Source organism: Streptomyces sp. NPDC051913 (assembly GCF_044593635.1).
GTDB lineage: Bacteria > Actinomycetota > Actinomycetes > Streptomycetales > Streptomycetaceae > Streptomyces.
This window is the reverse complement of record NZ_JBIUCI010000020.1, coordinates 1-26,483: the sequence shown is the minus strand read 5'-3', so window position 1 is coordinate 26,483 and position 26,483 is coordinate 1. Positions and strand designations below refer to the sequence as shown.

General features: G+C 70.9%; 20 protein-coding genes and 1 pseudogene. 6 read left to right on the top strand and 15 right to left on the bottom strand.

Annotated features, from left to right (window positions below):
* Positions 1–9: 9 nt before the first annotated feature.
* Positions 10–408 carry a VOC family protein gene (locus ACIHIX_RS39740; RefSeq protein WP_399965413.1) on the bottom strand — a complete coding sequence of 133 codons (399 nt, stop codon included), beginning with the start codon at positions 406–408 and terminating at the stop codon, positions 10–12.
* Positions 409–517: 109 nt separating this feature from the next.
* Here ACIHIX_RS39740 and ACIHIX_RS39735 point away from each other — a divergent pair, with 109 nt between their 5' ends.
* Positions 518–1,558, top strand: coding sequence for a helix-turn-helix transcriptional regulator (locus tag ACIHIX_RS39735; RefSeq protein WP_399965186.1), 1,041 nt, complete (start codon positions 518–520; stop codon positions 1,556–1,558).
* Between the two features lie 278 nt (positions 1,559–1,836).
* Here the strand turns inward: ACIHIX_RS39735 and ACIHIX_RS39730 are convergent.
* Positions 1,837–2,346 (bottom strand): annotated as a pseudogene (locus ACIHIX_RS39730) (thioesterase family protein); the annotation flags it as partial.
* A gap of 240 nt (positions 2,347–2,586) precedes the next feature.
* Between ACIHIX_RS39730 and ACIHIX_RS39725 the strand changes: the two are divergent.
* From ACIHIX_RS39725 to ACIHIX_RS39710, 4 genes are all read left to right on the top strand, one after another.
* Positions 2,587–3,870 carry an extracellular solute-binding protein gene (locus ACIHIX_RS39725; protein WP_399965184.1) on the top strand — a complete coding sequence of 428 codons (1,284 nt, stop codon included), beginning with the start codon at positions 2,587–2,589 and terminating at the stop codon, positions 3,868–3,870.
* Between the two features lie 95 nt (positions 3,871–3,965).
* Positions 3,966–4,817 (top strand): carbohydrate ABC transporter permease, encoded by an 852-nt coding sequence (locus ACIHIX_RS39720; RefSeq protein WP_399965182.1) that lies wholly within the window; start codon positions 3,966–3,968, stop codon positions 4,815–4,817.
* Positions 4,814–5,644 carry a carbohydrate ABC transporter permease gene (locus tag ACIHIX_RS39715; protein ID WP_399965179.1) on the top strand — a complete coding sequence of 277 codons (831 nt, stop codon included), beginning with the start codon at positions 4,814–4,816 and terminating at the stop codon, positions 5,642–5,644. The genes ACIHIX_RS39720 and ACIHIX_RS39715 overlap by 4 nt, the downstream gene beginning before the upstream one ends.
* A gap of 85 nt (positions 5,645–5,729) precedes the next feature.
* Positions 5,730–8,075: a glycoside hydrolase family 3 N-terminal domain-containing protein gene (locus tag ACIHIX_RS39710; RefSeq protein ID WP_399965177.1), complete on the top strand. Its 2,346-nt coding sequence runs from the start codon at positions 5,730–5,732 to the stop codon at positions 8,073–8,075.
* A gap of 55 nt (positions 8,076–8,130) precedes the next feature.
* Here the strand turns inward: ACIHIX_RS39710 and ACIHIX_RS39705 are convergent, their stop codons facing one another.
* The 3 genes from ACIHIX_RS39705 to ACIHIX_RS39695 all read right to left on the bottom strand — a co-directional run bounded on the left by ACIHIX_RS39705 (position 8,131) and on the right by ACIHIX_RS39695 (position 12,538).
* Positions 8,131–9,165 (bottom strand): LacI family DNA-binding transcriptional regulator, encoded by a 1,035-nt coding sequence (locus ACIHIX_RS39705; RefSeq protein ID WP_399965175.1) that lies wholly within the window; start codon positions 9,163–9,165, stop codon positions 8,131–8,133.
* Positions 9,166–9,265: 100 nt separating this feature from the next.
* Positions 9,266–11,458: an RICIN domain-containing protein gene (locus ACIHIX_RS39700; protein WP_399965173.1), complete on the bottom strand. Its 2,193-nt coding sequence runs from the start codon at positions 11,456–11,458 to the stop codon at positions 9,266–9,268.
* 159 nt (positions 11,459–11,617) lie between these two features.
* Positions 11,618–12,538, bottom strand: a complete 921-nt coding sequence (locus ACIHIX_RS39695) for a LysR family transcriptional regulator (protein WP_399965411.1) — start codon at positions 12,536–12,538, stop codon at positions 11,618–11,620.
* 157 nt (positions 12,539–12,695) lie between these two features.
* Between ACIHIX_RS39695 and ACIHIX_RS39690 the strand changes: the two genes are divergently transcribed.
* Positions 12,696–15,002: an FdhF/YdeP family oxidoreductase gene (locus ACIHIX_RS39690; RefSeq protein WP_399965170.1), complete on the top strand. Its 2,307-nt coding sequence runs from the start codon at positions 12,696–12,698 to the stop codon at positions 15,000–15,002.
* 48 nt (positions 15,003–15,050) lie between these two features.
* On the opposite strand, the gene ACIHIX_RS39685 is transcribed toward ACIHIX_RS39690, so the two are convergent.
* The 10 genes from ACIHIX_RS39685 to ACIHIX_RS39640 form a co-directional block, all read right to left on the bottom strand.
* Positions 15,051–17,171: a PQQ-dependent sugar dehydrogenase gene (locus tag ACIHIX_RS39685; RefSeq protein WP_399965168.1), complete on the bottom strand. Its 2,121-nt coding sequence runs from the start codon at positions 17,169–17,171 to the stop codon at positions 15,051–15,053.
* Between the two features lie 38 nt (positions 17,172–17,209).
* Entirely contained in the window at positions 17,210–18,373 is a 1,164-nt protein-coding gene (locus ACIHIX_RS39680) for a sugar phosphate isomerase/epimerase family protein (RefSeq protein ID WP_399965165.1), read from the bottom strand.
* 55 nt (positions 18,374–18,428) lie between these two features.
* Positions 18,429–19,811, bottom strand: a complete 1,383-nt coding sequence (locus tag ACIHIX_RS39675; protein ID WP_399965163.1) for a nucleotide pyrophosphatase/phosphodiesterase family protein — start codon at positions 19,809–19,811, stop codon at positions 18,429–18,431.
* Positions 19,808–20,977 carry a metabolite traffic protein EboE gene (gene eboE / locus ACIHIX_RS39670; protein ID WP_399965161.1) on the bottom strand — a complete coding sequence of 390 codons (1,170 nt, stop codon included), beginning with the start codon at positions 20,975–20,977 and terminating at the stop codon, positions 19,808–19,810. The genes ACIHIX_RS39675 and eboE overlap by 4 nt, the downstream gene beginning before the upstream one ends.
* 3 nt (positions 20,978–20,980) lie before the next feature.
* The gene (locus tag ACIHIX_RS39665) at positions 20,981–21,829 is read right to left on the bottom strand and encodes a TatD family hydrolase (RefSeq protein ID WP_399965159.1); all 849 of its coding nucleotides are present in this window, start codon (positions 21,827–21,829) and stop codon (positions 20,981–20,983) included.
* A complete protein-coding gene (locus ACIHIX_RS39660) occupies positions 21,829–22,434 on the bottom strand; it encodes an EboA domain-containing protein (RefSeq protein WP_399965157.1) in 606 nt (201 codons plus the stop codon). Before ACIHIX_RS39660 ends, ACIHIX_RS39665 begins: the two co-directional genes overlap by 1 nt.
* Complete coding sequence (locus ACIHIX_RS39655) at positions 22,431–23,309, bottom strand: sugar phosphate isomerase/epimerase family protein (protein WP_399965155.1); 879 nt, start codon at positions 23,307–23,309, stop codon at positions 22,431–22,433. The genes ACIHIX_RS39660 and ACIHIX_RS39655 overlap by 4 nt, the downstream gene beginning before the upstream one ends.
* On the bottom strand, positions 23,306–24,256 hold the full coding sequence (locus ACIHIX_RS39650; RefSeq protein WP_399965154.1) for an SCO3242 family prenyltransferase: 951 nt from the start codon (positions 24,254–24,256) through the stop codon (positions 23,306–23,308). The genes ACIHIX_RS39655 and ACIHIX_RS39650 overlap by 4 nt, the downstream gene beginning before the upstream one ends.
* On the bottom strand, positions 24,253–25,404 hold the full coding sequence (locus tag ACIHIX_RS39645) for an inositol-3-phosphate synthase (protein WP_399965152.1): 1,152 nt from the start codon (positions 25,402–25,404) through the stop codon (positions 24,253–24,255). The genes ACIHIX_RS39650 and ACIHIX_RS39645 overlap by 4 nt, the downstream gene beginning before the upstream one ends.
* A gap of 437 nt (positions 25,405–25,841) precedes the next feature.
* Positions 25,842–26,483 (bottom strand): sugar phosphate isomerase/epimerase family protein (locus ACIHIX_RS39640; RefSeq protein ID WP_399965150.1); only part of this gene is annotated, 642 nt, incomplete at its 5' end.

Here is a 26,483-nt window from a genome sequence, read left to right as displayed (position 1 = left end):
CTGATGCTGTCAGCGGGCGAACTTCTCCATGGCCGCCGCCGTCACGGGCGTGAAGAAGTTGACGAGGTTGCCGTCGGGGTCGCGGAACAGCAGCGAACGGTTGCCCCAGGGCATCGTGGTGGGCCCGGCGACGAAGTCGGTGACGAGGCCGGTCAGGTTCTGGTGGACGCGGTCCACGTCGTCGACGCGGAACTCGGTGATCACGCTGTGGTTTTCCGCCGGGCGGGCGGAGCCGGGGGCGAACAGCGGGACGGTGCGGGTGCCGGCGATCGCGAGGGTCGCGCCCGCGGTCCTGAGTTCGGCGAAGTCCTCGGTGGCCCACTGCGCCCGTACGCCCGTGGCTCGCTCGTAGAAGTCGACGAGGCGGGCGACGTCGCCGGTGATGATGCGGATCGAGACGAAGTCCATGTCCATGGGAGATCTCCTTGGCCGTGCTGAAGGGCGTGCGGGCGTGCTCGTCGCAGGCTAGGAGAGATACTGGACAGAATCGGTCCTGTATCGGCGTTAGGCTGCGAACATGCCTCGCCCCACCGGCCGCGTGCTGACCCTCCTGGAGCTGCTGCAGTCGGGCGGCACCCGGACCATGGCCGAGCTCGCCGACCGTCTCGGTGTCGAGGGACGCACCGTGCGGCGGTACGTGGAGCAGCTGGTCGACCTGGACATTCCCGTGGAGTCGGTGCGCGGCCGCTACGGCGGGTACCGGCTGTCCCCCGGGTACCGTCTGCCGCCGCTCATGCTCAGCGACGACGAGGCGCTGGCGGTGCTGCTCGGCCTGGTCACCGGCCGCCGGGCAGGGCTGACGACGACCGAGCGCACGGCGAACGAGACGGCGTCGGCGAAGATCCGGCGCGTGCTGCCCCGGCACCTCGCCCACCGCCTCGACTCCCTCCTGGAGGCTCTCGCCTTCACGGATCAGCCCGGCGAGTTGGAGCACCCGGACGCCGGGCTGCTGCTCACCCTCGCCGATGCGGTCCGCCACCGCAGGCCGGTCTCGATCCGCTACACCGACCGTGACGGACGGCGCAGTGAGCGCACGCTGCACGCGTACGGGATCGTCGCCCACGCGGGCCGTTGGTACGTCACGGGAAGGGACGCCCAGGTCGGCGAGGACCGGACCTTCCGGCTCGATCGCATCGCGGACGCGAGGACCCTGCCCGGCTCGTTCGAGGCGCCCGAGGGTCCGGCTCCGGCAGAGCGCGTGATGTCGGGGTTCGCCACGGCCGAGTACCGGCATGAGGTGACCTTGCGCATCCACGCGACGGTCGAGCAGATCCGCGCCCACCTCCCCGCAAGCGTCGCGAGCCTGGAAGAGCACGAGCACGCGTACGGGGCCGAGGCCGGGCAGGACCCGGCGGCCGAGCGATGGCTGCGCGTGGAACTGCGGGCCGAGCGGCTCGACTGGCTGCCTCGGGTCATCGCCGCACTCGACCGACCGTTCGTCATCGAGCGCCCCGCCGAACTGCGCGACCTCGTCCTCGCATTCGCCGATCGCCTCACGTCGTACGCCCGCGCGCCCAGTCCGGGGCCAGGTCGATGCCGGTGCGGCTGTTCCCGATGACCATGCCGCCGTGGGCGTAGGAGCGAACCGGCCCCGGGCCGCGCTCCTCGACCTCGCAGAAGCCTCCGCGGCTCACCCGCTCGTCGCTGGGCGTCGCCGCGGCCTCACCCGCCCGCATCGCGGCGACCACCTGTCCTTCGCCTCACCGGGCCGGCCCGACCGTGGTGTCGGAACGCGAGTACGACCCTGCTCGAAGCGCCAGCCGGTTTCCGAAGCCGCCGTGTTGCGGGACTTCCCCCACAGGTGGCGGGCCCGACCCGACGCGGGATCTGCGTCCGTCACGCACCCGGCGAGGGGCGGACGGTGAGGATCTGCTCCGCCCGGCCGACCGGTCCGTCCACATCGTGCAGGACGCTACTGGTCAGGCCCTGCCCGGACGGGCCGAACGTGACCGTGGTGTCCAGGCCCGTCCAGGCGCCGCGCGGCTGTCGGTGCAGATGGACGGTCAGGTCGACGTTGGGGAACATCCAGGCCGTGGGCGGCTGCCGTACGGCGATGCCGTTGGCGGTGTCGACGAGGGCGACGTACGAGGCGAGCGGACTGACCTCGACGCCGGCGACCAGGTCGAGCGGCGTGGCGATCCAGGCGGCCGTACGTCCTGGTCGGGGCGGGGCGACGGGGCGGACGTCGAGGGACGCGATGTAGCCGCCGGGCCAGAGATCAGACATCGGCCACGAGGCCAGTGACTCGGGCTGGGCGAGCCGCTCCCCGGTGCCGCCCGCCACCGCGGCGGTGTCGAGCGCGGCGAGATACCAGGCACCGACCCGCACCACCGGCCGGCCTGAGATCGTCCGGCTCCTCCGGTCACGAAAGTCTTTCGTAACCGAAGAATTTCCCTCCTTGTCGCCGTCGTGAATTCCGTGTCAATGTCCCGGTCCAGGAGACAGGCCGTCTGCGGTGACGACGTCCGAAAGCTTTTCGCACCAGCCGCTCAACTGCCTGACGCGTGAATTCGGCATCCCGAGAGAAGTGAGGCAGTTATGCGTGGATTTCCGGTGCCTGGACAGAGCGGCGGGAGACGTCCGGGAGTGAGGCACGCGACGAGCGCCGCGATCGCCGTGACGGCGGCCATGACGCTCGTTACCGCGTGCGGGACGTCGGGGCCGTCGACCAGCTCGTCGTCCAAGGGGCTGACGATGTGGGCGCTGTCGGACCAGACGATCCTCAAGGAGTCCGTGGACGCCTACAACAAGGACCACCCGGACGAGAAGATCACCCTGCAGCTGTACGCCAACGACGACTACAAGCAGAAGCTGCGGGTGGCCTTCGGCGCGGACAAGGCCCCGGACATCTTCTTCAGCTGGGGTGGCGGCGCGCTGGACGACTACGTCGAGGCGGGCAAGGTGGACGCCCTCAGCGACGCCCAGGTGCGCCTGGACCGGTTCACGCCCAGCGTGATGGAGAGCGCCACCTTCGGCGGCAAGGCGTACGGCGTTCCGGCCAACGGGCTGGCTCCCGTGGTCCTCTATTACAACAAGAAGGTCTTCGAGGACGTCGGCGTCGAGGCGCCGACGACGTACGAAGAGCTCCTGGCCACGGTCAAGAAGCTGAGAACCGCGGACGTCACCCCGATCTCCCTCGCCGCCAACTCCAAGTGGCCGACGCTGATGTACCTGGAGTACCTCCTCGACCGCGAGGGCGGCTCCGGAGTGTTCGAGAAGATCGCCTCCGGTGACACCTCCGGATGGAAGGACACCTCGGTCACCCGGGCCAACGCGCGTCTCCAGGAGCTCGTCAAGGCCGGCGCGTTCGGTTCCAGCGCCTCCTCCGTCAGCTACGACCAGGGCGCGTCCACGGCCCTGCTCTACACCGGCAAGGCCGGCATGGAGCTGATGGGCACCTGGGAGTACGCCAACCTGGTCAAGGCCGCCCCGGACTTCGTGAAGAACGACCTCGGCTATGTCGCCTTCCCGTCCCTGTCCGACGGGAAGGGCGATCCGAAGGCCATCGTCGGCAATCCCTCCAACTTCCTTTCACTCAACTCCTCCAGCGAGCACAAGTCGGCGGCGCTGACCTATCTCAAGGACTACGTCCTCGACGACGACCAGGTCGACGCCTACATAGCCGCGGGCAGCGTGCCGCCGGTGAACGGGCTCGACTCCCGGCTGGCGGAGGTGAAGTCGGCCGACGACAGGAAGTGGCTGACGTTCGTCTACGACCTGGTGCAGAACTCGCCCAGTTTCCAGCTCTCCTGGGACCAGGCGCTGCCCTCCGACCAAGCCGACCCGCTGCTGACCAACGTCGACAAGTCGTTCCTGCGACAGATCGGCCCCGAGGAATTCGGTACGAACATGAACGAGGCGGCGAAGTAGTGGCCATCCTCGCTCGTACGTCGCGTCCGGTCGCGTCCGCCAAGACGCGTCCGGGCACGACCCGTTCACGACGGCCAAGACGCAGCGGACTGCTCATGGCCCTGCCCGCACTGCTCCTGTTCGGTCTGTTCGGCCTGGTCCCCCTGGTCGGTGTGCTGGTGCTCAGCCTGACCGGCTGGGACGGGCTCGGCTCGCTCCGCTGGGCCGGGTTCACCAACTGGAGCGGCGTTCTCACCGACGGCGCCACCTGGCAGGCGCTGTGGCTCACCGTCAAGGTGATGGCGGTGAGCTGGCTGGTGCAGACGCCGCTCGCGCTGGCCCTCGGCGCCTTCCAGGCACCCCGAGGACGGCTGCGCGCCTTCTTCGCCGTGGTCTGGTTCCTGCCGCTCCTGCTGTCGGCGGTCGCGATCGGCCTGACCTGGCAGGCGCTGCTCGACCCGTCCTTCGGGATCGGCGCGGCCGCCGGACTGCACTGGCTGGCTCGCCCGTTCCTCGGCTCGCCCGAACTCGCCCTCTACACGGTCGTCTTCGTGATCGCCTGGCAGTTCGTGCCCTTCCACGCCCTCCTCTACCAGGCCGGGATGCGGCAGATCCCCGTCGCGCTCTACGAAGCCGCCGCCATAGACGGTGCCGGACCGGTCACCCGCTTCCTGCGGATCACCCTTCCGCAGCTGAAGTACACCTTCGTCACCTCCAGCACCCTCATGCTGGTGGGCTCGCTGACCTACTTCGACCTGATCTACGTCCTGTCGGGCGGCACCGGCGGCCCGGGCACCGCGACCCGCGTCCTGCTGCTGGCCATGTACATCACGGGATTCCAGGCCCACGACATGGGCCGCGCCAGCGCGATCGCCACGATCCTGGTGGTGCTCGGCCTCGGGCTGTCCCTGTTCACCACCCGAATGTCCGGCTTCACCCGGATGGACAGCCAGCAGGAGGGCCTGTGAGCACCGTCGTGACGACTCTGCGCCGTACCGCCACCGGCGGCGCGGGACTGCTGTGGACGGCACTGGTCGTCGTACCCCTGTACTGGGTGCTCGTGACCAGTCTGCGCGGCCAGGCCGACTTCACCACCGGAAACCCCCTGGCACTGCCCGGACACCCGACCCTGGACAACTACCGGACCGTCCTCGACGGCGACTTCACGACCTATCTCCTCAACAGCGTGATCGTCACCCTCGCCACGGTCGCCGTCGTCATCGCCGTCGCCCTGATGGCCGCGTTCTCCGTCGTCCGCCACTCCACCCCGTGGTCCCGACTGACCTTCCGGCTCTACCTCCTGGGCCTGGCGATCCCGCTCCAGGCGGTGATCATCCCCGTGTACCTGCTGATCATCCGGATGCGGTTGTACGACAGCCTGCTCGCGATCGTGTTGCCCTCGGCCGCGTTCGCGCTGCCGGTCACGGTGATGATCCTCGTCAGCTTCCTGCGCGACATCCCGCGTTCGCTGTTCGAGGCGATGGTCATGGACGGTGCGGGCGACTGGCGGATGCTGTTCTCGCTGGCCGCGCCGATGGCCCGCCCCGCGTTGGTGACCGTCGCGGTGTACGACGGCCTCCAGGTCTGGAACGGCTTCCTCTTTCCTCTCATCCTCACCCAGAGCGGCGACAAGGCCGTGCTGCCGCTCGCCCTCACGCTCTACCGGGGCGAGTTCGGCATCAACGTGCCCGCGACGATGGCCGCGGTGGTGCTCTCCACCCTTCCCGTGCTGGTGGTCTTCGTCCTCGCCCGGCGCCAGTTGGTCGCCGGTCTGACCGCCGGATTCTCCAAGTAACCCATGCCGTGAAGGAGTCGGCCCGGGCCCGCTGCGGCCCCGGCCGCCCCTCGGCATGCCCAAGCGATCCCCCGAGGAGTCGTGAATGACTGCCACCCTGCCGGACCACGCCGATCTCACCCCGGCCAATCCCTGGACCGACCCCGCGCTCCCCGCCGACGAACGCGTCGAGGCGCTGCTCGCCCGGCTCACTCTGGAGGAGAAGGTCGCCCAACTCAGCAGCGCCTGGGAGGACGTCGAGCCCGCCGGTCCCGAAGTGGCCCCCGGCACCAATCTGTTCGGCCGCGTGGGCGACCTCGACCGGACCGCCCGGCACGGGCTCGGCCAGCTCACCCGCCCCTACGGCACCGTGCCCCGGCCCGCACTGGACCACGCCCGGGTGCTCGCCGAACGGCAGCGTCAGGTCATGGCGCAGAGCCGTTTCGGCGTCCCGGCGATGACCCACGACGAGTGCCTGACCGGGTTCACCGCCTACGGCGCGACCATCTACCCGACCTCCCTCGGCATGGCCGCCACCTTCGACCCGGCGCTGGTGCGCCGCGTCGGCGCGGCCATCGGCACCGACATGGCCGCCGCCGGGGTCCACCAGGGGCTCTCCCCGGTCGTCGACGTGGTCCGCGACTATCGTTGGGGCCGCTGCGAGGAGACGTACGGCGAAGACCCGTATCTGGTGGGCGAGATGGGCGAGGCGTATGTCCTGGGGCTCCAGGGCGCCGGGGTGTACGCCACTCTGAAGCACTTCGCCGGGTACTCCGCGTCCATGGGCGGCCGCAACCACGCGCCCGTCGGCATGGGCCGCCGGGAGCTGTACGACGTGATCCTGCCGCCGTTCGAGCGGCTGGTCACCGCCGGGGTGCGCTCGGTGATGAACTCGTACGCGGAGATCGACGGCGAGGCTCCCGCCGCGAGCCGCCGGCTGCTCACCGAGGTGCTTCGGGAGGAGTGGGGTTTCGAGGGCACCGTCGTCTCCGACTACTGGTCCCTGCCGTTCCTGGTGAACGCGCACCGGGTCGCCGCCGACCTGACCGAGGCGGGTGCACTGGCTCTGGCGGCGGGCATGGACGTAGAACTGCCCGACCAACGCGGCTTCGGTGACCTCCTGGTCGAGGCGGTCCGGCATGGCCGGGCGAGCGAGGCCGACCTCGACGGTGCGGTCCGCCGGGTGCTGCGCCAGAAGGCCGACCTCGGGCTGCTCGACGCCGGCTGGGACCCGGAACCGGCCGCCCTGCGTGCGGGCGAGCTCGACCTGGACAAGCCCGAGAACCGTCAACTCGCCCATGCTGTGGCCCAGTCGAGTGCCGTGCTGCTGTCCAATGACGGGGGGCTGCCGCTGCCGTCGGCCGGGCGGATCGCTCTCCTCGGCCCGTGCGCGGACGACGTCCGCACCATGTTCGGCTGCTACAGCTTCCCCAACCACGTCCTCTCCGACCGCGACGACCTGGGCAACGGCGTCGAGGCCCTATCCCTGCGGGACGCGCTCGCCCTCGAACTGCCCACCCTTGACTGGGTGTTCGCCGAGGGGTGTCCGATCCGGGACGAGGACCGCACCGGAATCCCCGTCGCGGTCGAGGCCGCCGCCGGGGCCGACCTGGCCGTGATGGTCGTCGGCGACAAGGCCGGCATGTTCGGCATCGGCACCTCCGGCGAGGGCTGCGACGTCGAGGACCTGCGACTGCCCGGCGTTCAGGAGGAGTTGGTGGAGGCGGTCCTGGCGGTCGGCACGCCGGTCGTGCTCGTCGTCAACAGCGGGCGGCCGTACGCCGTGGGGCGGTTCGCGGCGGACACGGCCGCCATGGTGCAGGTCTTCCTGCCGGGCGAGGAGGGCGGGCGCGCGGTCGCCGAACTCCTCTCCGGTACCGCGAACTTCAGCGGAAAGCTGCCGGTGCAGATCCCCAACTCGCCCGCCGGACAGCCGTACACCTACCTCCACCCACCGCTGGGCGACCGGCAGAGCCGGCTGTCCAACCTCGATCCGACGCCCGCATTCCCCTTCGGGCACGGGCTGTCGTACACCACGTTCGCCATCGGCGAGCCGACCGTGGATCGTGACCTCGTACCCACCGACGGGGAGTTCACCGTGACCGTGCGGGTGCGCAACACCGGGGACGTGTCCGGTGCGGAGACCGTGCAGGTGTACTTCACCGACCCGGTCGCCCAGGTGACCCGACCGGTGCGGGCGCTGCTCGCCTTCGCCAAGGTGGAGTTGGAGCCGGGCGAGGAGGCGATGGTCCGATTCGACGTCCACACCGACCGGCTGGCCTTCACCGGGCTCGCGGAGCACCGGATCGTGGAGCCCGGCGAGATCCTGCTGTACGCGGGCTCGTCCAGCGGTGACACACCGAACGAGACGCGCGTCCAACTCGTCGGTGAGCAGCGGCAGGTGAGGGTGCTGCGGCAGCACGGGGTGCCGGTAGACATCCAGAAGGGCTGAAACACAGCGAAGGGCGGGCGGTTCCCCCACGGGGCCGCCCGCCCTCTCGTCGTACTCAGACGGTGTTGCGCGGGCCGGACGTCGAGGCCCGCAAGACCAGTTCCGTGGCCAGTTCGATGCGCGGGGAGGCGGGCGGGCGGCCCTCGGACACCGACAGCAGTACCCGGGTGGCCTCGCGTCCCAGCTCCTCGAACGGCTGGCGCACCGCGCTCAGCGGCGGGGACGCCATGGCCGCCACCAGCGTGTCGTCGAAGGACATCACGGCCAGGTCGTCCGGCACCCGGAGGCCCAGTTGCCGGGCGGCCTCCAGCACGCCGAGCGCCTGGGCGTCACTGGCCGCGAAGACGGCCGTGGGCGGACGCTCGGTACGCAGGATCCTGAGGCCGACGGCCAGCGCCTCGTCGTAGTCGAAGTCGGTCGACCCCACGATCGCCGGGTCGTAGACGATGCCCGCCTCCTCCAGCGCCGCCCGGTATCCGTGCAGCCGCGCCGCACCCGCCAAGGAATGGGCGCGGCCCGCGACCATGGCGACCCTGGTGTGGCCCAGGCCGAGCAGATGCTGCACCGCATCCCTGGCGCCGCTCCAGTTCGTCACCCCGATGCTCGGGATGTCGGCCGACGGGGCGCTCAGCGGGTCCACCAGCACCACCGGGAGCCGCTGCTCGACGATCCTGCGCTGGTCGTCGTCGGCCAGCATCGAGATCACGATGATCAGGCCCGCGGCATCGAGCGCCACGCACTCCTCCAGCCACTGGGAGATGGACCGCCGGCTCGTCGTCCCGGTCAGCACGTCGACGTCGAACTCGCCGGCCGCCTCCACGATCCCGCGGACGACCTCCAGGGTGTACGGGCCCGACAGGTCCCGGAAGACGGCGATGATCTGGCGGGACGCGACGGACTCGCGGTCCCAGGGGCGCACGTACCCGTGCCGTGCCAGCAGCTCCTCGACCCGGGAACGGGTCTTGGCGCCCACGTCCCGGCGTCGGTGCACCACCTTGGACACGGTGCTCGGCGAGACGCCCGCCTCCTGGGCGATGCTCGTCAGCAGACCGTACTGGCCGGCCGGCTGCCCCTTGTCCTGAACGGTCACTGTCCTCGCTCTCCCACCCACCCCTGACCTGGAGTTCCGTCGCAAGCCAACAGCAGCGGGCGCCGGGAGACAAGACTCCGGCGCCCGCTGCCGTGGCTGCTTATGCCCTGCTCCACCGCTGGTTGGCGGCGCCTGTGCCGGTCCACAGCTCGACCTTCGAACCGTTGGCCGTGCCCGCGCTCGTCACGTCCAGGACCAGGCCGTTGGACCGGTTGACGATGGTCGAGTCCACCCGGAACGCCCACTGCTGGCTGGTCTTGCCGTTGCAGGCCCACAGGATGACCTTGGTGCCCGCGGTAGTGCCGTCGCCGTTGGCGGCCAGGCACTTGCCGGAGACGCGCAGCTCGCCCGCGTCGGTGCGGGTGATGGTCTGGTTGGCGTTGCCCGAGCAGTCGTAGAGCTGGACCTGGACACCGGTCGCGCCGTTCGGCACGTCGAGGCAGCGGCCGGACTGCGCGCCCTTGAGGGTGAAGGTCGAGGCCGTGGGCAGCGGGTCGGCGACCAGCTGCCAGTCCTGGGAGCCGTCGTCCGCCGAGGCGGCCAGGGTGACGGCGCCGCCCGCGGTCGCGCCGCTCATGAAGAGACCGGTGTTCTTCACCGAGCGGAGCTTGTAGTAGCCGGAGGCCGAGGAGGCGACCAAAGTCCACTTCTTGTCGCCGGCGCCGTCGTCGACCCACTGGGTCAGCTTCTGTCCGGCCGTCGCCGTGCCGGTCCAGATGGCGACCGCGCGCCCGCCGGCCTTGTTGAGCAGGGTGACGTCGGAGCCCGTGGCCTGGGTGTGCCAGCGCTGTTTCGTGTCGGAGGCGCTCACGGCACTGGTGACCAGGTCGGCGACATCGCCGGTGAGGTTGGCGTCCTGCGTCCTGCCCGCGGCGGGGGCGAGGGCCTGGCCGGTCAGCCGGTTGACGAGGGTGTAGTAGGTGCCGTCGGAGCGGCCGAGGTCGACCTCGGCGTACTTCACGGGACCGACGCTCGTGCCGCTCCACGATGCCTGGAGGACGAGCACGCGTCCGGTGCCGTCGACGTACTGGAGCTGGCGGCTGTACCCGGCGGCGATCGGCGTCTGGTACTGCTTCCAGGTGCCGGTGGACGAGCCGGACTCGTTGACCCACACACTGCCGCTGCCGGAGGCGTTGTAGACGATGCGCCCGTCGGGCATCGGCAGCAGGACCGGGCTGCCGCCGACGGCCAGGGTGTTGCCGCCCGCGGGCACGGGCAGCGAGGTGACCGCCCCGTCCGTGCCCGCGTAGAACTTCGTCGGGTCGTCGGCGATGCGGTAACGGACGGTCGCGCCGCCGCCCCAGTACTCGTACGTCATCAGCCACTTGCCGTCGGTCGTCGGCGCGACCGTGGTCATACCGGGCCGGCCGTCGCCGATCTCCGTCTTGCCGCCGCCCATGCTCACGGTCGAGCCGGGGACGTCGATGACCGGACTGCTCCAGGCCGACGCGCTGGTGCCGTTCCAGGTGCGGTGCAGCAGGACCTGGCCGCCGGAGTCGGTCGCCGTGGCGTTGTCCGGGTCGAGGGTCGGGGCGCCGGTTGCGGTGTCGTAGCCCGTGTAGTCGTCCTCGTCGGAGTAGTAGGCGATCAGCCGCCCGTCGTGGGCGAGCAGATGCGGCTCCCAGACCGGGTCGACCTGCGCGTACGTGTTGGCCGTCGAGGTGCGGCCGAGGGCGCCCGCGCTGCCGCCCTGCCAGGAGCCCGCGGCGATGATGTTCGAAAAGCTCCAGGTCGCCCCGTCGTCCGTGCTGGAGTACAGGGCCAGTGCCACGTCCTTGCGGTCACCGTCGGCCGTCGGCGTCCAGCCGGAGTTGGCCGCCTTCTGCTCCTGGTAGTAGTAGTCGTCCCCCGAGACGATGCTCGCGAGCAGCAGGGTGCCGGCGCTCAGATCGCCCACGCGCTGTGGGAGGACGTAGAGATACGGGTTCGTCCAGTTACTCGTGTACTTCGCGTACGCCGAGTCGGACGACAGGTAGGCAGGCGCCTTGACGTCGGCGAGCTTGGCCCAGGTCGTGCCGTCGTCGTCGCTCTTGTAGACGGGCAGGGTCTGCCCCACCGGGGCGGTCTCGCTGTCCTCGAACGTCGCCACGATCCGGCCGCTCGGCAACTGGGCCGACTTCGGGTAGAGCACACACGGACTCTTGTTGCAGGCGGCCGAATTCGTCGCCGTATACAGGTTCGCGGGGCTCGGCTGATAAGCCGACGCGGTCGACGCGGAGGCGATGGTGAAGGCGATACCGATGCCCGCGGCCGCTGCCGTCGCGAGCACCTTCCGTATCAATGAACGAATCAACGCGATTCCTTTACGACCTCAGGGGGTTTCTTCGGCGGAAATTGCCGATGAAAGGTGAGGTCAGTATTGGGACGCGGCAGCGGTGTGTCACGAGCACGTTTCCGAAAGTCTTTCGCGGTTCATTCGGTACCGGCCATTGACGGAAATGCGGGGTGTCGCTCAATACGCGTCCGGGAGCCCCTCCAGCGTCGCCGCGACGACCGAGCGGTCCGCGACGTCGAGCAGCGCCTGGCCGATCGGGGAGACCGGCTCGCGGGCGGGCAGGACCAGGCCCATCTGCTCGGTGCGTACCGGGTCCACCAGCGGGACGGCGTGCATGCCGGGCGGGACACCGAAGACGTGCAGCCAGGCGTGCGGGACGACACTCGCCCACTGACCGGCCCTGACCTGCGCGAACATGGAGGCGATCGAGTCGGTCTCCACCCTCGGGGTCACCGGCACGCCCACCGAGTCGAAGGCCGCGTCGATGACCTGGCGCCCTTGCATCCCGGGGTGCAACAGGCAGAGCGGGTAGTGCGCCGCCTCCTCCCACGCGATCTCCGCGGGCCCCGCCTCGGGGGCGGAGCGCTGGATCAGCAGGACGTACCGCTCCTGGTACAGCGGTACGAACGTGAAGCCGTGGTCGGCGACGGTGCTGTGGTAGGTCACGGCGGCGTCGAGTTCGTAGGCCTTGAGCCGGTTGATGATGTCCTCGGACCGCAGGTCGGCGAAGACCTGCACCGTGGCGAGCGGGTTGGCGGCGCAGAACGGCTGGGTCAGCAGCGCGACCGCCGTGGCGGCGGTGGGGACGGTGCCGATGCGCAGCCGCCCGCTCAGACCGGCCCGCAGCGCCTGGAGTTCGCCCCGCATCGCGTCCCGGTCGGCGAGGATGCGGCGCGCCCACATGACGACCCGTTCGCCTTCCGGAGTGAACCCCTCGAATCGGCGGCCCCGTTGGACCAGGGGCACGCCGAGTTCGTCCTCCAGTTTCCGGATGCCCTCGGACAGGGTCGGCTGGGAGACGTAGCAGGCCTGGGCCGCCTTCGCGAAGTGGCGGGCGCGGGCGAGGGCGACGAGGTATTCCAGTTGGCGCAGCAGCACCCTCCAATGATCCACGCTCACTCCCCCGGCGCCGGTCTCCTCAGGGGGCAGCGCTGATCGGTGACGCCTCTCAGGTGATCGGAACTACCGCTTTGACCTGGCCCGACGTACGGGCGAAGAGTGGGCGGGAGGACAGGGCGGAAAGGGCGTGGGCGTGATGCGTGATCTCGACGAAGGCGAACCGGACAAGGGTGAACTGTCGGTGTCGGCCCCCAAGACCTGGGCCACCGGCGCCCCCGCCGTCGTGCACGCGCTCCAGTACGCGCTCGGCCAGACATCGCCGAAGCGCACCGCGCTGACGCTGCTCAACATCAACCAGACCAAGGGCTTCGACTGTCCGGGCTGCGCCTGGCCCGAGCCCGCCCCCGGCAAGCGGCATCGCAACGAGTACTGCGAGAACGGCGCCAAGCACATCGCCGACGAGGCCACCTCCCGTCGCGTGAGCGCCGACTTCTTCAGGCAGCACTCCGTCGACGAGTTGAGCCGGAAGTCCGACCACTGGCTCAACCAGCAGGGCCGTCTGACCGAGCCGATGGTGCTGCGCGAGGGCGCGACCCACTACGAGCCGATCGGCTGGGACGCGGCCCTGGACCTCCTCGCCGGTGAACTGCGCGCCCTGGACGACCCGGACGAGGCGCTGTTCTACACCTCCGGCCGTCTCGCCAACGAACCCGCCTTCCTGCTCCAGCTGTTCGCCCGGGTCTTCGGCACCAACAACCTGCCGGACTGCTCCAACATGTGCCACGAGTCCAGCGGTTCGGCCCTGGGCGAGACCCTGGGCATCGGCAAGGGCAGCGTCAGCCTCGACGACCTGTACGACTCGGACCTCGTCTTCGTCGTGGGCCAGAACCCGGGCACCAACCACCCGCGCATGCTTTCCGCCCTGGAGGAGACCAAGCGCCGCGGCGGCCACGTCATCGCCGTCAACCCGCTCCCCGAGGCCGGGCTGCTGCGCTTCAAGCACCCGCAGAAGGCCCGCGGCGTCATCGGCCGCGGCACCGACATCGCCGACCAGTTCCTGCAGATTCGGCCCGGCGGCGACCTAGCCCTGTTCCAGGCGCTGAACCTGATGCTGGTCGAGGCCGAGGACAAGGAGCCGGGCACCGTCCTGGACCGCGCGTTCATCGACGCGCACACCACCGGCTACGACGCCTTCGCCGAGCACATCCGGGAGACGTCCTGGGACGCCGTGTTGGAGGCGACCGGGCTGAGCCGGGACGAGATCGAGCGGGTCCACGAGCGGGTGCTGGCCAGCCGCAGTGTCATCGTCTGCTGGGCGATGGGTCTGACCCAGCACAAGCACGGTGTGCCGACCATCCGCGAGGTGGTCAACTTCCTTCTGCTGCGCGGCAACATCGGCCGCCCGGGCGCGGGCGTGTGCCCGGTGCGCGGTCACTCCAACGTGCAGGGCGACCGCACCATGGGCATCTGGGAGCGCATGCCGCAGGCCTTCCTGGACGCCCTGGGGCGCGAGTTCGGCTTCGCGCCGCCCACCCGGCACGGACTGGACTCCGTGGACTCGATCCGGGCCATGCGCGACGGCCACGCCAAGGTGTTCGTCGGAGTCGCCGGCAATTTCGTCCGGGCCTCGCCCGACAGCGGCGTCACCGAGCGCGCGCTGCGCACCTGTCGGCTGACCGCGCACATCTCGACGAAGCTCAACCGCTCCCACGCGGTGTGCGGACGCACCGCCCTCATCCTGCCCACGCTGGGCCGCAGCGATCGGGACACACAGGCGGGCGGCGAGCAGTTCATGACGGTCGAGGACTCCATGAGCGAGGTCCACGCCACCCGCGGCCGCCTCGCTCCCGCCTCCCCGCACCTGTTGAGCGAGGTGTCCATCATCACCCGCCTCGCCCGCAAGGTGCTGGGCTCGTCGCCGGACATCCCGTGGGCCGACTTCGAGGCCGACTACGACCGCGTCCGCGACCGCATCGCCCGGGTGGTCGACGGCTTCGAGGACTTCAACGAGCGGGTCCGCCGACCGGGCGGCTTCCGCCTGCCCAACCCGGTCAACTCCCGTGTCTTCCGCACCACCACCGGCAGGGCCGTCTTCAGCGTCAACGACTTCACCCTGCTTCAGGCGCCCGAGGGTCACCTGATCCTCCAGACCCTGCGCTCGCACGACCAGTGGAACACCGTTCCCTACGCCATGGACGACCGCTACCGCGGCATCAAGGGCGGACGGCGCGTGGTCCTCGTCAACCCCGCCGACCTCACCGGCCTCGGTCTCACCGACGGCAGCCTCGTCGACCTGGTCAGCATCTGGTCCGACGGCTCGGAACGCCGCGCGGAGGCCCTCCGCGTCGTCGGCTATCCCACTCCCCCGGGCTCGGCCGCCGCCTACTACCCGGAGACCAACGTCCTCGTGCCCCTCGACAGCGTCGCCGACATCAGCAACACACCCACGTCGAAGAGCGTCGTCGTCCGCCTGGAACGCGCTGCCGTGCCGACACCGGCATGACGGGGCACCCCCAGAGGGGGTGCCCCGCCGCGGTGTCGGTGGTGGAGGTCAGTCGGCCGGGGTCAGGGCGACCTCGGCGCTGCCCGTGAGGGACGGGAGGCCCGCCGGGGGCGTGTCGGTGTAGGTGGCGTTGAAGACGGCCTTGAGGTTGTCCGAGCCGGAGTGGCCGCCGTCCACGAAGGTCTTGAACGAGCCGGAGCAGCCGTTGCTCGTGGACAGCGGGTGGCCGTGCGAGTCATGGCCGAGGATGAACGAGACGCTGACCTTGGCGCAGTCCACCGGCTGGTCATCGGTGACGGTGACCTGCCAGGTGACCGTGTCACCCCAGTGGAACGGGGTGCCGCCGTGCGGGGCGGGGTCGGTGGTGAGGGAGACGACCGGCGCCTTGTTGCCGACCACGACGGGCACCGAGGCGGAGGCCGAACGGCCGGTGCTGTCGGTGACCTTCAGCGTGGCGTCGTAGACGCCGTTCTTGTCGAAGGTGTGCGTCGGGTTGGCCTCCCTGGAGTCCACGGTACCGTCGGCGTCGAGGTCCCAGGCGTAGCGCAGGGCGTCACCGTCGGCGTCCTTGGTGCCGCTGCTGGAGAACTGGACCGTCAGCGGGCTGGTGCCGTTGACCACGTCGGCGGCGACCTTGGGCTCCGGAGTGCGGTTGCCGCGGACGAAGTCGATGCGGGAGAGCTGGGCCTCGGGCAGTTCCGCGAAGTACCCGGTGCCGTATTCGAGGACGTACAGCGCGCCGTCGGGGCCGAACTCGGCGTCGATCGGGCCGTCGGTGACGATCCCGGGGATCGCGTCCTCGATCTTCCGGACCTCGTTGTTCTTGCCGAGGGTGATGGCCTTCATCTGGTCACGGGTCCACTCGTAGAAGAGCGGCTTGCCGTCGAAGTACTGGGGCCAGCGGTTGGCGGCCTTGTTGTGCTTGTCGTAGCTGTAGACCGGGCCGCCCATGGGGCCGATGCCGCCGGTGCCGAGTTCGGGGAACTCCGGGGTGGCGCCGTAGCCGTAGACGATCTCGGCGTCCTCGACCGGGGGCAGCTCGCTGCGGCCGGTGTTGTGGCGTGAGTCGTTGACCGGCTTGGCGCAGTTGAAGGCGCCGCTGGAGGTCTGGGTGGCGAAGTCGTAGTCCTGGTAGGGCTGGTCCTGGGTCACGCAGAACGGCCAGCCGTAGTTGGCGGGGCGGTCGATGACCATCCAGCGGCCCTGGCCAGCGGGGCCGCGGTTGGGGTTGGCGCTGTTGGCGTCGGGCGAGTAGTCGCCGACGTAGACCTCACCGGTCTTGTCGTCCACTCCGAAGCGGAAGGGGTTGCGCAGGCCCATGGCGTAGATCTCGGGGCGGGTCTTCGCCGTGCCCGGGGCGAACAGGTTGCCGTCGGGTATCGAATAGCCGCCGTTGCGCTTGGCCTTGATGCGCAGGACCTTGCCGCGCAGGTCGTTGGTGTTGCCCGCGGTGCGCCGCGCGTCGTAGGCGGGGTTGCGGTCGGCGCGGTCGTCGAGCGGGGCGTAGCCGTCGGAGGAGAACGGGTTGGAGTCGTCGCCGGTCGACAGGAACAGGTTGCCCTTGCGGTCGAAGTCGATCTTGCCGCCGACGTGGCAGCAGATGCCGCGGTCGGCCGGCACGTCGAGGATCTTCTGCTCGGTGCCATAGTCGAGCTTGTTGCCCACGAGCTTGAACCGCGAGAGCCGCGTGACGCCCTTGTACTTGGCGAAGTCGGCGGCCGTGCCGAACTGCGGTGCGTCGCCTTCGTTGACGCCCGGGGTGGCCGGGTCGTCCATGGGGGTGTCGAGGCGGGGCGAGTAGTAGAGGTAGACCCAGTGGTTCTTGGCGAAGCCCGGGTCGACGGCGATGCCCTGCACGCCCTCCTCGTCGTGCTGGTAGAGCCCGGCGGGGCTCTTCTTCATGTCGGCGGCGAGGAAGTTCACGCCGCTCTTGGGGTCGTGGACGCGTACCTCTCCGGTGCGGGCGGTGTGCAGCACACGCCGGTCGGGCAGCACGGCCAGGGCCATCGGCTCGCCCGGGCGGTCGTTGAGGGTGACCTTCTGGAAGTCCGACGAAGTCGGCGGTGTGGGGTCCGACGGGTGGGCCTGGGCCGCGGGGAGAGGCAGCAGCCCGATGGCTCCGGCCAGGGCGGCCGCCCCGAGCAAGGTGACGATCCGTCTGTTACGCACTCAGAACTCCTTTGACCTGAACAGTGGGTGACAGGACGTCAGTTGCAGGCGCGCAGGGCCGCGAGGTTGTCGTAGCCGACCTTGGCGAACTCAAGGGACTGGCCGAGGGCGGTCGTGCTCGGCGCGTTGTCCTGCTCGACCATCGGGTTGTGGTAGTTCTTCGCGCCCACCCGGGTGAAGAACTTCCGGTAGTCGATGTCGCCCGTACCGAAGGGCACCATGTCGTAGCCCAGGCCGCTCTGGAGGTTGATCACGCCGTCCTTCGCGTGGAAGAGCGGGAAGCGGTTGGTGTTGCGGACCACGAGGGCGGCCGGGTCGAAGACGTCCTCGCGCTGCGAGCCGTCGTGGGCGGTGTACGTGTGGAACTTGTACTGGGCCACGTGTGCCCAGAAGACGTCCAGCTCCAGATAGACGTTCTTGCGGTCCGTGACCTTCAGGAAGTACTCCAGCTTGCGGATGCCGGAGCTGCGGGTGGGCTTGCCCTGGTCGTCGAGCGGGCCGCCGTCGAGCAGGAAGTCGTAGGCCGCGTCGTGGTTGTGGGTGTACAGCTTGAGGCCCTCACGGCGGGCGATGCCGCCCAGGGTGTTCCACTTCTCCGCGGCGACGTCCCAGTCGGCCCGGTAGCGGGTGTTGGTGGGGTCGGCGCCGGTCCCCATGTGCTCCATACCGAGGATGTTGGATATCTCCAGGAAGCGCTTGAAGGTGTCCAGGTCGGACGTGGTCAGCGGCCAGGACGGCGGGATGTAGCCGTGGCTGCCCTGGGCCCGCAGGCCGTACTCGTCGAGCCAGGAGCGCAGGAGCTTCGCGCCCTGGACGGTGCCCAGGTCGGCGCCGCCGGGCGCGTTGGCGTGCTGGCCGTAACCGGCGAACTCCACCTGCCGGTAGCCGAAGCGCGACAGCTGCTTGAACACCTCGCGGAACCCGGAGGGCAGGTCGGAGGCGAGCGGATCGCGGCCGACCGCGTCACGGACGGTGTAGAGGATGATGCCCCGCTTCTGCGGCGGGACCAGCGCGGAACGGCCCCGGTCAGCGGCGGCGGCCTCGGCTCTGTCCTGCGCCAGGGCGGGAGCGGCACCGAAGACCGGAGCGGCGATCGCCGCGGCGGAGACGGCCGTGCAGGTGCTGAGGAAACGGCGGCGGCTGACGCCGAGGGTGCGGCGCAGGTCGTCGCCGGTGACGGCTTCGTCGTTGAACGCGGTCACAGTGGTTCTCTCTTTCGTTGTAGCGAGTGCTGCGGATGCCTGGTGGCTGCCGGTCTCAGGAGAGGCCGGCGAGCCGCAGGAGCAGGGATTTCACTTCGGTGGCCGCGACGCGGCCGGACACTGCGCGGGGGGTGGAGACCAGGACGAGCGGACCGTCGTCGTCGCTCGTGGGGCGGCGGCCGTGGCTGCCGCGAAGGGGTGCGGGATCAAGGGGTACGACCGCCATGCGGTAGCGCATGCCGAGCTTCTTGCGGGCCACCGCCTTGGCCGCCTTGAGGCGGACGTAGGGGTCCTCGGGGTCCATGAACAGCTCGACGGGGTCGTAGCCGGGTTTGCGGTGGATCTCGACGAGCCGGGCGAAGTCGGGGGCGCGGGCGTCGTCGAGCCAGTAGTAGTACGTGAACCAGGCGTCCGGCGCGGCGACCGCGACCAGTTCGCCGGAGCGCGGGTGATCGAGCCCGTTGGCCTTCTTGCCCTCGTCGTCGAGGAGCTCGTCGATACCCGGCAGGTCCGCGAGCGCTTCGCGGGTGGCCGCCAGATCCTCGGGGCGCCGGACGTACACGTGGGCGATCTGGTGGTCGGCGACCGCGAAGGCGCGGGAGGCCATCGGGTCGAGGTACTCCATGCCGTCCTGCGTGTGCACTTCAAGGAGGCCGGCGCGGCGCAGGGCGCGGTTGATGTCGACCGGGCGGTTGACGCGGGTGATGCCGTACTCGGACAGGGCCACGACCGTGCGGCCCTCGGCGCGGGCGTCGTCGAGCAACGGGCCGATGACGGCGTCGAGTTCGGCGGCGGCCCGGTGCGAGCGGGGGTCGTCGGGGCCGAACCGCTGGAGGTCGTAGTCGAGATGAGGGAGGTAGCAGAGGGTCAGGTCGGGATGGCGGGTGCGCATGATGTGGCGGGTGGCGTCGGCGATCCACTGGCTGGAGACGATGTCCGCGCCCGGTCCCCAGAAGTGGAAGAGAGGGAAGGTGCCGAGTTTCTCGGTGAGTTCGTCGTGCAGGGACGGTGGGCGGGTGTAGCAGTCGGGTTCCTTGCGGCCGTCGGCGTAGTAGACCGGCCGTGGGGTGACGGTGAAGTCGGTGTCGGCGCCCATGGCGTACCACCAGCAGATGTTGGCGACCGTGTAGCCGGGGTGGGCGCGGCGGGCGGCGTCCCAGAGTTTGTCGCCGGCGACGAGTCCGTTGTGCTGACGCCACAGCAGTACGTCGCCGAGTTCGCGGAAGTACCAGCCGTTGCCGACGATGCCGTGCTCGGCGGGCAGCGTGCCGGTCAGGAACGTCGACTGGGCGCTGCAGGTCACGGCCGGGAGCACCGTGGACAGGTGGGCCTGCGAGCCGGAGACCGCCAGCGCCTTGAGCCGGGGCATGTCGTCCAGGAGACGGGGGGTGAGGCCGACCACGTCGAGGACCAGGAGCGGAGTCGGGCGGCTGCTCATGGGAGTTCCTTCAGGCCGAGGTCGGTCAGCAGGTCGCGGGCGAGGGTGAGTTCGGCGGCGATGCCGTCGACGAGCTGGGTTCTGGTGCGGGGGCGCAGCTCGGGCGGAAGCGCCTGCCAGGTGTAGGTCTCCACTTCGAGGTGCCGGGTGCGTGGCTCCACGCCTCCCACCAGCAGGGCCAGGGCCTCCTGGAGCACCGGCAGGGTGGAGGTCAGCGGTGGGGCGGGCGGGGCGTGCAGGGGGACGTGGAAGTGGGCGCGCCAGGGTGCGGTGTCGGGCAGGGCGTCGGTGGCCAGTGCCTCGCCGAGGTCGTCGGTGCCGCGCAGACCACCGGGCGTGCGGGTGCGGGTCTGGTGCAGGAAGCGGGGTTCGTCGAAGGCGGCGAGGGCGGCGCGGACTTCGGGCCGGCCGGGTTCCTCGGCGTGCAGGGCCGCCGACAACTGTGCCTTGGGGATGCCGACGCCGGCCGTGTCGAGTGCGGTCAGGGCGGTGGCCGGGTCCTCGAAGGAGGTGGCGAGATGGCACGTGTCCACGCAGACGCCGATACGGTCGCCGGGCAGCGCCGTGAGCGGTCCGATCGCGTCCGCGGTGGTCTCCACCGTGCACCCGGGCTCCGGTTCGAGCGCGACACGGATCGATTTGCCGGTCAACTCCTCCAGTGCGTCGAGCTGGCCCGACAGCGTGGTCAGCGCCGCGCCGGCGGTGGCGGCGGCGTGCTCGTCGAAGTCGGTGCGCCAGGCGAGCGGGAGGGTGGAGACGGTCCCTTCGGTGACGTCGTCGGGCAGTAGCGCGGTCAGCAGCCGGGCCAGGTCGGTGGTGTGCGCGAGGCGTTCGGGGTCGGTCCAGTCGGGTGTGTAGACGCGGTACTTGACCTCTTCGGCGCCGAAGCCGTCGTAGGGGAAGCCGTTGAGTGTCACCACTTCGAGGCCGCGACGGTCGAGTTCGGCCCGCAGGTTCCGCAGTGCCACCGGGTCGGTGGTGAGGGTGTGTGCGGCGCCCTTGGCCAGCCACAGGCCGATGCCGAGGCGGTCGCGGCCCAGGGATCTGCGGACGGGTTCGCAGTGGTCGCGGAGTTGGGCGAGGACTCCGTCGAGGGTCTCGGCGGGATGGACGTTGGTGCAGTAGGCGAGGTGGACGGTGGAGCCGTCGGGGTGGCGGAAGCGCATGGGCTATTCGCCTCCGCGCAGAATGGAGTTGCCCTCGTGCGAGCCTTCGGCTTCGGGGACGTCGAGGCGCAGCCGGCCGCTGAGTCCGTAGAAGGCGACGGGGTTGCGCCACAGCACCTGGTCGACGTCGTCCTCGGTGAAGCCGGACGCGAGCATGGTGTCGGCGACCTTGCGGGTCTTGAGGGGGTCGCTTCTTCCCCAGTCGGCCGCCGAGTTGACGAGGACCTTCTCCGTTCCGTGGATCCGCAGGATGTCGACCATGCGGTCCTCGTCCATCTTGGTGTCCGGGTAGACGGAGAAGCCGAGCCAGCAGCCGCTGTCCTTGGCGACTTTGACGGTGGTCTCGTTGAGGTGGTCGAGCAGCACCCGCTCCAGCGGCAGGCCCGACTCGCGGACGACGTCCACGGTGCGGCGCAGGCCGACGAGCTTGTCGCGGTGCGGGGTGTGGACGAGGGCGGGCAGGCCGTGGTCGGCGGCGAGTTGGAGCTGGGCGGCCAGGGCGGTGTCCTCGGCCGGGGTCATGGAGTCGTAGCCGATCTCGCCGACGGCGACGACGCCGTCCTTGACGAGATAGCGGGGCAGTTCGTCCAGGACGGGCGTGCAGCGCGGGTCGTTGGCCTCCTTGGGGTTGAGGGCGAGGGTGCAGTGGTGGGCGATGCCGTACTGGGCGGCGCGGAAGGGCTCCCAGCCGAGGAGGGCGTCGAAGTAGTCGAGGAAGGAGGCGGTCGAGGTGCGGGGCTGGCCGAGCCAGAAGGACGGTTCGACGACGGCGCGGACACCGGCGGCGTACATCGCCTGGTAGTCGTCGGTGGTGCGGGACGTCATGTGGATGTGGGGGTCGAAGATGCGCATCACAGCTCCTTGGGCTCTTCGCCCGTCAGGGTCAGCACGCGGCCGAGGTCGTCGGGGACCTCTCGGCCGGCTGCCGTTCGCTCGGCGGCGTAGTCGGTGAGCATGCGGGCCAGTTCGCCGTCGCCGGCCGCCCGTTGCGGGAGGTTCGCGACCGCGTCGAGGGGGACACCGGTGAACAGGCACTTCAGGACGGCGTGCCGCCAGGCGTGCGGATCGAGGTGGGCGGCGGCGTACGGGCCGACGGCGGCGGCGATCAGCCGCGTGTCGTTGCTGCGCAGCGCGTCCTCGACGAGGTGCACGGCGTGCGGTCCCTCGACCAGGGCGGGCAACGCCCTGAGTACGGCGCGGCGTTCGGCGGCGCTGCCGTGCTGGTAGAGCCGGTTCAGGGTGTCGATCCCCGAGGTGGCCTCGACCAGCAGCAGTGCCCGTACGGCGTCCGCGTGGTCGTTGCCGCAGTGCCGTCCGGCGGCGGCGAACCGCAGCTCCCAGGTCGGTGAGGCCTGTGCCGCGTCCGTCAGCGCTTCGTCGAGCCAGCTGCGGGCGTCATCGGTGGGCAACGCGGCGCTGACGGTGTCACGGGTCCAGGGCAGGTGTGGTGGGGTCATGCTGCCGAGACCCCCTTCGCGGGGGTGGCCGCCACGGCTTGCAGGAACTCGATGGAGGCGCGGGCCAGTTCGGGTCCGGCGTGGGAGTGGCGGGGCAGCTCCACGACGGTCAGGCCCTGGTAGCCGGTGGCGGCGAGGGCGTCCAGCACGGGCGGGAAGTCGATCTCGCCGTCGCCGAACGGCAGATGCTCGTGCACCCCGCGCCGCATGTCCTCGATCTGCACATGCCGCAGCCAGGGCCCGGCCGCCCGGACGCAGTCGGCGGGCGACTCGGCTTCCAGGCACTGGCAGTGACCGATGTCGAGGGTCAGACCGAGCGGCTCCGGGTCGTCGAGCAGGCGGCGGAGCCGGTGGAAGTCGTCGAGGGTGGCGAGGAGGTGGCCCGGTTCGGGTTCGATCGCCAGCGGTACGCCGGCGGCTGCCGCGGCGTCGAGTACGGGTGTGAGCGCCGCCTCAAGGCGCTGCCAGGCGGTGTCGGCGTCGGCGCCGGGAGGTGTGATGCCGCTGAAGCAGTGCACGGCGTGGGCTCCGAGGTCCGCCGCGACCTGGAACGCCGTGAGCAGCAGCCGGGTGCGGGCGGCCCGTCCTTCGGGGTCCGCGTCGAGCAGCGACGGGCCGTGCTTGCGGCGGGGGTCGAGGACGTAGCGGGCGCCGGTCTCGACGGTCGCGGTGAGGCCGAGTGCGCCGAGCCTGCGGGCGACTCGGGCGGTACGGGCGACGAGATCGGGGGCGAGCGGGTCGAGGTGCATGTGGTCGAGGGTCAGTCCGACGCCGTCGTAGCCCAGGTCGGCGAGGAGGCCGAGGGCGTCGTCGAGACGGAGGTCGGTGAGGCCGTTGGTGCCGTAACCGAGGCGGAGGCGCTGGTGGCGGCTCATGTGACGCTCACTTTCCGTGCCAGCGTGCGGGCCACGGGGACGAGCCCCAGGACGGCGAGGGCCGTGCCGCGGGCCCCGGACCGGGCGGCGAGCGCGGCCTGGAGCGGGATCAGGGCGCGGATCCCGCCGCCCACGGCGCGCTGGGTGAGGGGCGGGGACGGGTTGAGGGCGGCGTGCAGGTGGGGCAGGGCGCTGGTGCGGATGTACGCGGCGCTCGTCAGCGTCGCAAGGTGCCCGGCCGTCGGGTGGGTGCGGGCCAGCAGTACGCCCAGCGCGGTCATCGCGCCGAGGGCGGCGAGGGGGGTGCGTGCGGAGCCGCCCTGCGTCTCGTGCCGGGAGACGGCGGTGACGGCGTAGGTGTGGGCGGCCAGGGCGAGGGCGGGGGCCGCGACGCGGCGGGCGGCGGCGGGAGCGGCGGGGACGCGTCCTTGAGGGGTCGTCAGGGTGGCCGTCGCGCCGAGCACGAGGTCCAGGGCGCGGGCCGCGGCCATCGCCGCCGGGGCCGCCGCGGTGTGCTTCAGGCGGAGGTCGTACGCCCAGACCGTGGCGGTCAGGGCCGACGCCGCCGCGAGTGCGGGGCGGCCCGCGCGGGCGGCGAGCGTCAGGCCCGCCGCGGTCAGGAGTCCGGCCGCGCCCAGTGCGGCCGTCGGGGAGATACGGCCGGAAGGAAGGGGTCGGTGCGGGCGGTCGACGGCGTCCTCGTCGCGGTCGGCCCAGTCGTTGAGCGCCATGCCCGCCTCGTAGAGGCAGAGCGAGGCGCCCATGGCGTACGCCGTGCCCCGGTTGGGTCGCGGGGCGGCGGCCGCGGCGCCGGCGAGGGCATCGCCGGGGACGGTGAACAGCGCGGAGACGCGGAGCAGTTCGGCCCAGTCCCGCAGGCGTGCGTGCGGTACGGCGGGCTTGGACGGGCGCACCGGTGTGACGCGGTTCCGTAGGCGGCGGATCACCGCGCCTCCCGCAGTCGGTCGGCGAACGACAGCAGCGCGGTGAACTGCTCCGCGAGACCCGACGGGCCCGCGTCGGGGTCCTTGAAGTAGAAGCCGAGATCCGGGAGCGGTCCGGACAGGCCCGCCTCGTGGGCGCGGGCGACCAGTCGGGCCAGGTCCAGGACCAGGGGTGCGGCCAGGGCCGAGTCGCAGCCCTGCCAGATGGTCTGGAGGATCATGCGCGAGCCGAGGAAGCCGTCGAAGGCGATGTGGTCCCAGGCGGTCTTCCAGTCGCCGAGCACCGGTACGTCGTCGATGTGCACCTCGCCCTGCGGGGTGTGCCCGAGGGTGTCGGCCAGGACGCGTTCCTTGCCGGCGTTCTTCGCCGCGGCGGCGCCCGGGTCGGCGAGCGCGGCGCCGTCGCCGCCGCCCAGCAGATTGGTGCCCGACCAGGCCCTTACCTCCAGGGCGCGTTGGACGAACATCGGAGCGAGCGCGGCGCGCAGCAACGTCTGGCCGGTCTTGCCGTCCCGGCCCGCGTGGGGAAGTCCGGCGCGAGCGGCGGCGGCCGTGAGGGCCGGGGTGCGCAGCCCGGTGGAGGGCGTGAAGTTGACGTAGGGACAGCCGGCTCGCACGGCGGCGGCCGCGTAGAGGGAGCTGGGCGGCAGTCGTACGGCGTCGGGCGCGGGCAGTGCCTCCGTGGAGGAGACGTTCACGACGACCACTCGCGCCAGTGCGTTGCGGGTGCGGAACGAGGTGAGGTCTGCGGCGAGGTCCGCGATGAGTTCCTCGTCGTCGCGTGCGTCGTCCGGGAGGGGGCCGCCGAGCCGTATCTCCTCGTCCGCGGCGTGGAGTTCGGCGCGGACGGCGGGGGCGAGGCCGTGCGGCAGGACGCCCGCGTCGGTGAGGTGTTCGGCCCGCTTGGGCAGCGGGGCGTGGGCGGTGTCGTGGCCGCCGAAGACGAGCGAGGACAGGGGCGGCAGGCCGGCGCCGTCGAACGGCGGGGTCTCGGTGACCATGCCGGTCGGCGGGTGCAGTCCCGCGGTGACGGCCGCGCATCCGGCGACGGCGGTGGTGGCCACCGATCCGCGGGCCCCGACGAACCAGACACCGGTGCGTGCGGTCGTCTCCCCGTTCTGGGGCTGCGCTGCTTTTCCGTCGTTGTTCACGGGCTGCCTCCCTGCCATGTCGATGTGCCGATGTGGTGTGGAGGACGGTGGGCGAGGCTCGGGGCCTCTCGCCCACCGCCGGCATTGGGGCGGCTTTGGCCGCGGCCTGGGAGTTCTTCTCCGTCAGTGGGCGCGGTTACGGCGTGCGAGGGGGCGGCAGAGGGCCGCCGTTGAGAACTGCGGGATACCTGGGGGCACTTGGCCCTACGCGGTGCGGGTCAGTCTCGGACCACTGTGTGGTTCCTGTGCACGAAGGGACCGTAGCCCCGTTCGTCTTTGGCCGGAACCCCTTGTGCATGAAGAAAGCGAACTTCTTCCCGGACCAGGACAAAGAAGGGGCGGGGCAGCCCGGACCGGCCCGGCGGCTCACCGCTGCCGGGCACGGACCTGGTCGGCTCTGAGGAAGTCGGGCGTGAGCAAACGCCGGACGGTGGTGGCTAGTTGTCGCCGCCCGCGAACGCGGCGTCGAAGGAGGCCGACGGCGGATCGAAGTCGAACCGCTTCAGATGGGCGAGCGCTTGCGGCGCCCCCTGGAGCCGGTCCATGCCGGCGTCCTCCCACTCGACCGAGATCGGGCCGTCGTAGGCGATGGAGCGCAGCATCCGGAACACGTCCTCCCACGGCACGTCACCGTGCCCGGCGGAGACGAAGTCCCAGCCACGGCGCGGGTCGCCCCACGGGAGGTGGGAGCCGAGGCGGCCGTTGCGGCCGTCGAGGCGTTTGCGGGCCTCCTTGCAGTCGACGTGGTAGATCCGGTCGCGGAAGTCGTAGAGGAAGCCGACCGGGTCCAGGTCCTGCCACACGAAGTGGGAGGGGTCGAAGTTCAGGCCAAAGGCCGGGCGGTGGTCAACGGCCGCCAGCGCACGCTGGGTTGTCCAGTAGTCGTAGGCGATCTCGCTGGGATGGACCTCGTGCGCGAACCGCACGCCCTCCGCGTCGAACACGTCCAGGATCGGATTCCAGCGGGTGGCGAAGTCCTCGTAGCCGCGCTCGATCATCGCCTCGGGCGCGGGCGGGAACATCGCGACCAGGTGCCAGATCGCGGAGCCGGTGAAGCCGATGACGGTGTCCACACCGAA

Coding starts and splice junctions, on each gene's coding strand:
- ACIHIX_RS39740 (WP_399965413.1), bottom strand. CDS start 408: ATGGACTTCGTCTCGATCCGCATCATCACCGGCGACGTCGCCCGCCTC.
- ACIHIX_RS39735 (WP_399965186.1), top strand. CDS start 518: ATGCCTCGCCCCACCGGCCGCGTGCTGACCCTCCTGGAGCTGCTGCAG.
- ACIHIX_RS39720 (WP_399965182.1), top strand. CDS start 3,966: ATGGCCCTGCCCGCACTGCTCCTGTTCGGTCTGTTCGGCCTGGTCCCC.
- ACIHIX_RS39710 (WP_399965177.1), top strand. CDS start 5,730: ATGACTGCCACCCTGCCGGACCACGCCGATCTCACCCCGGCCAATCCC.
- ACIHIX_RS39690 (WP_399965170.1), top strand. CDS start 12,696: ATGCGTGATCTCGACGAAGGCGAACCGGACAAGGGTGAACTGTCGGTG.
- ACIHIX_RS39675 (WP_399965163.1), bottom strand. CDS start 19,811: ATGAGCAGCCGCCCGACTCCGCTCCTGGTCCTCGACGTGGTCGGCCTC.
- eboE (WP_399965161.1), bottom strand. CDS start 20,977: ATGCGCTTCCGCCACCCCGACGGCTCCACCGTCCACCTCGCCTACTGC.
- ACIHIX_RS39665 (WP_399965159.1), bottom strand. CDS start 21,829: ATGCGCATCTTCGACCCCCACATCCACATGACGTCCCGCACCACCGAC.
- ACIHIX_RS39660 (WP_399965157.1), bottom strand. CDS start 22,434: ATGACCCCACCACACCTGCCCTGGACCCGTGACACCGTCAGCGCCGCG.
- ACIHIX_RS39655 (WP_399965155.1), bottom strand. CDS start 23,309: ATGAGCCGCCACCAGCGCCTCCGCCTCGGTTACGGCACCAACGGCCTC.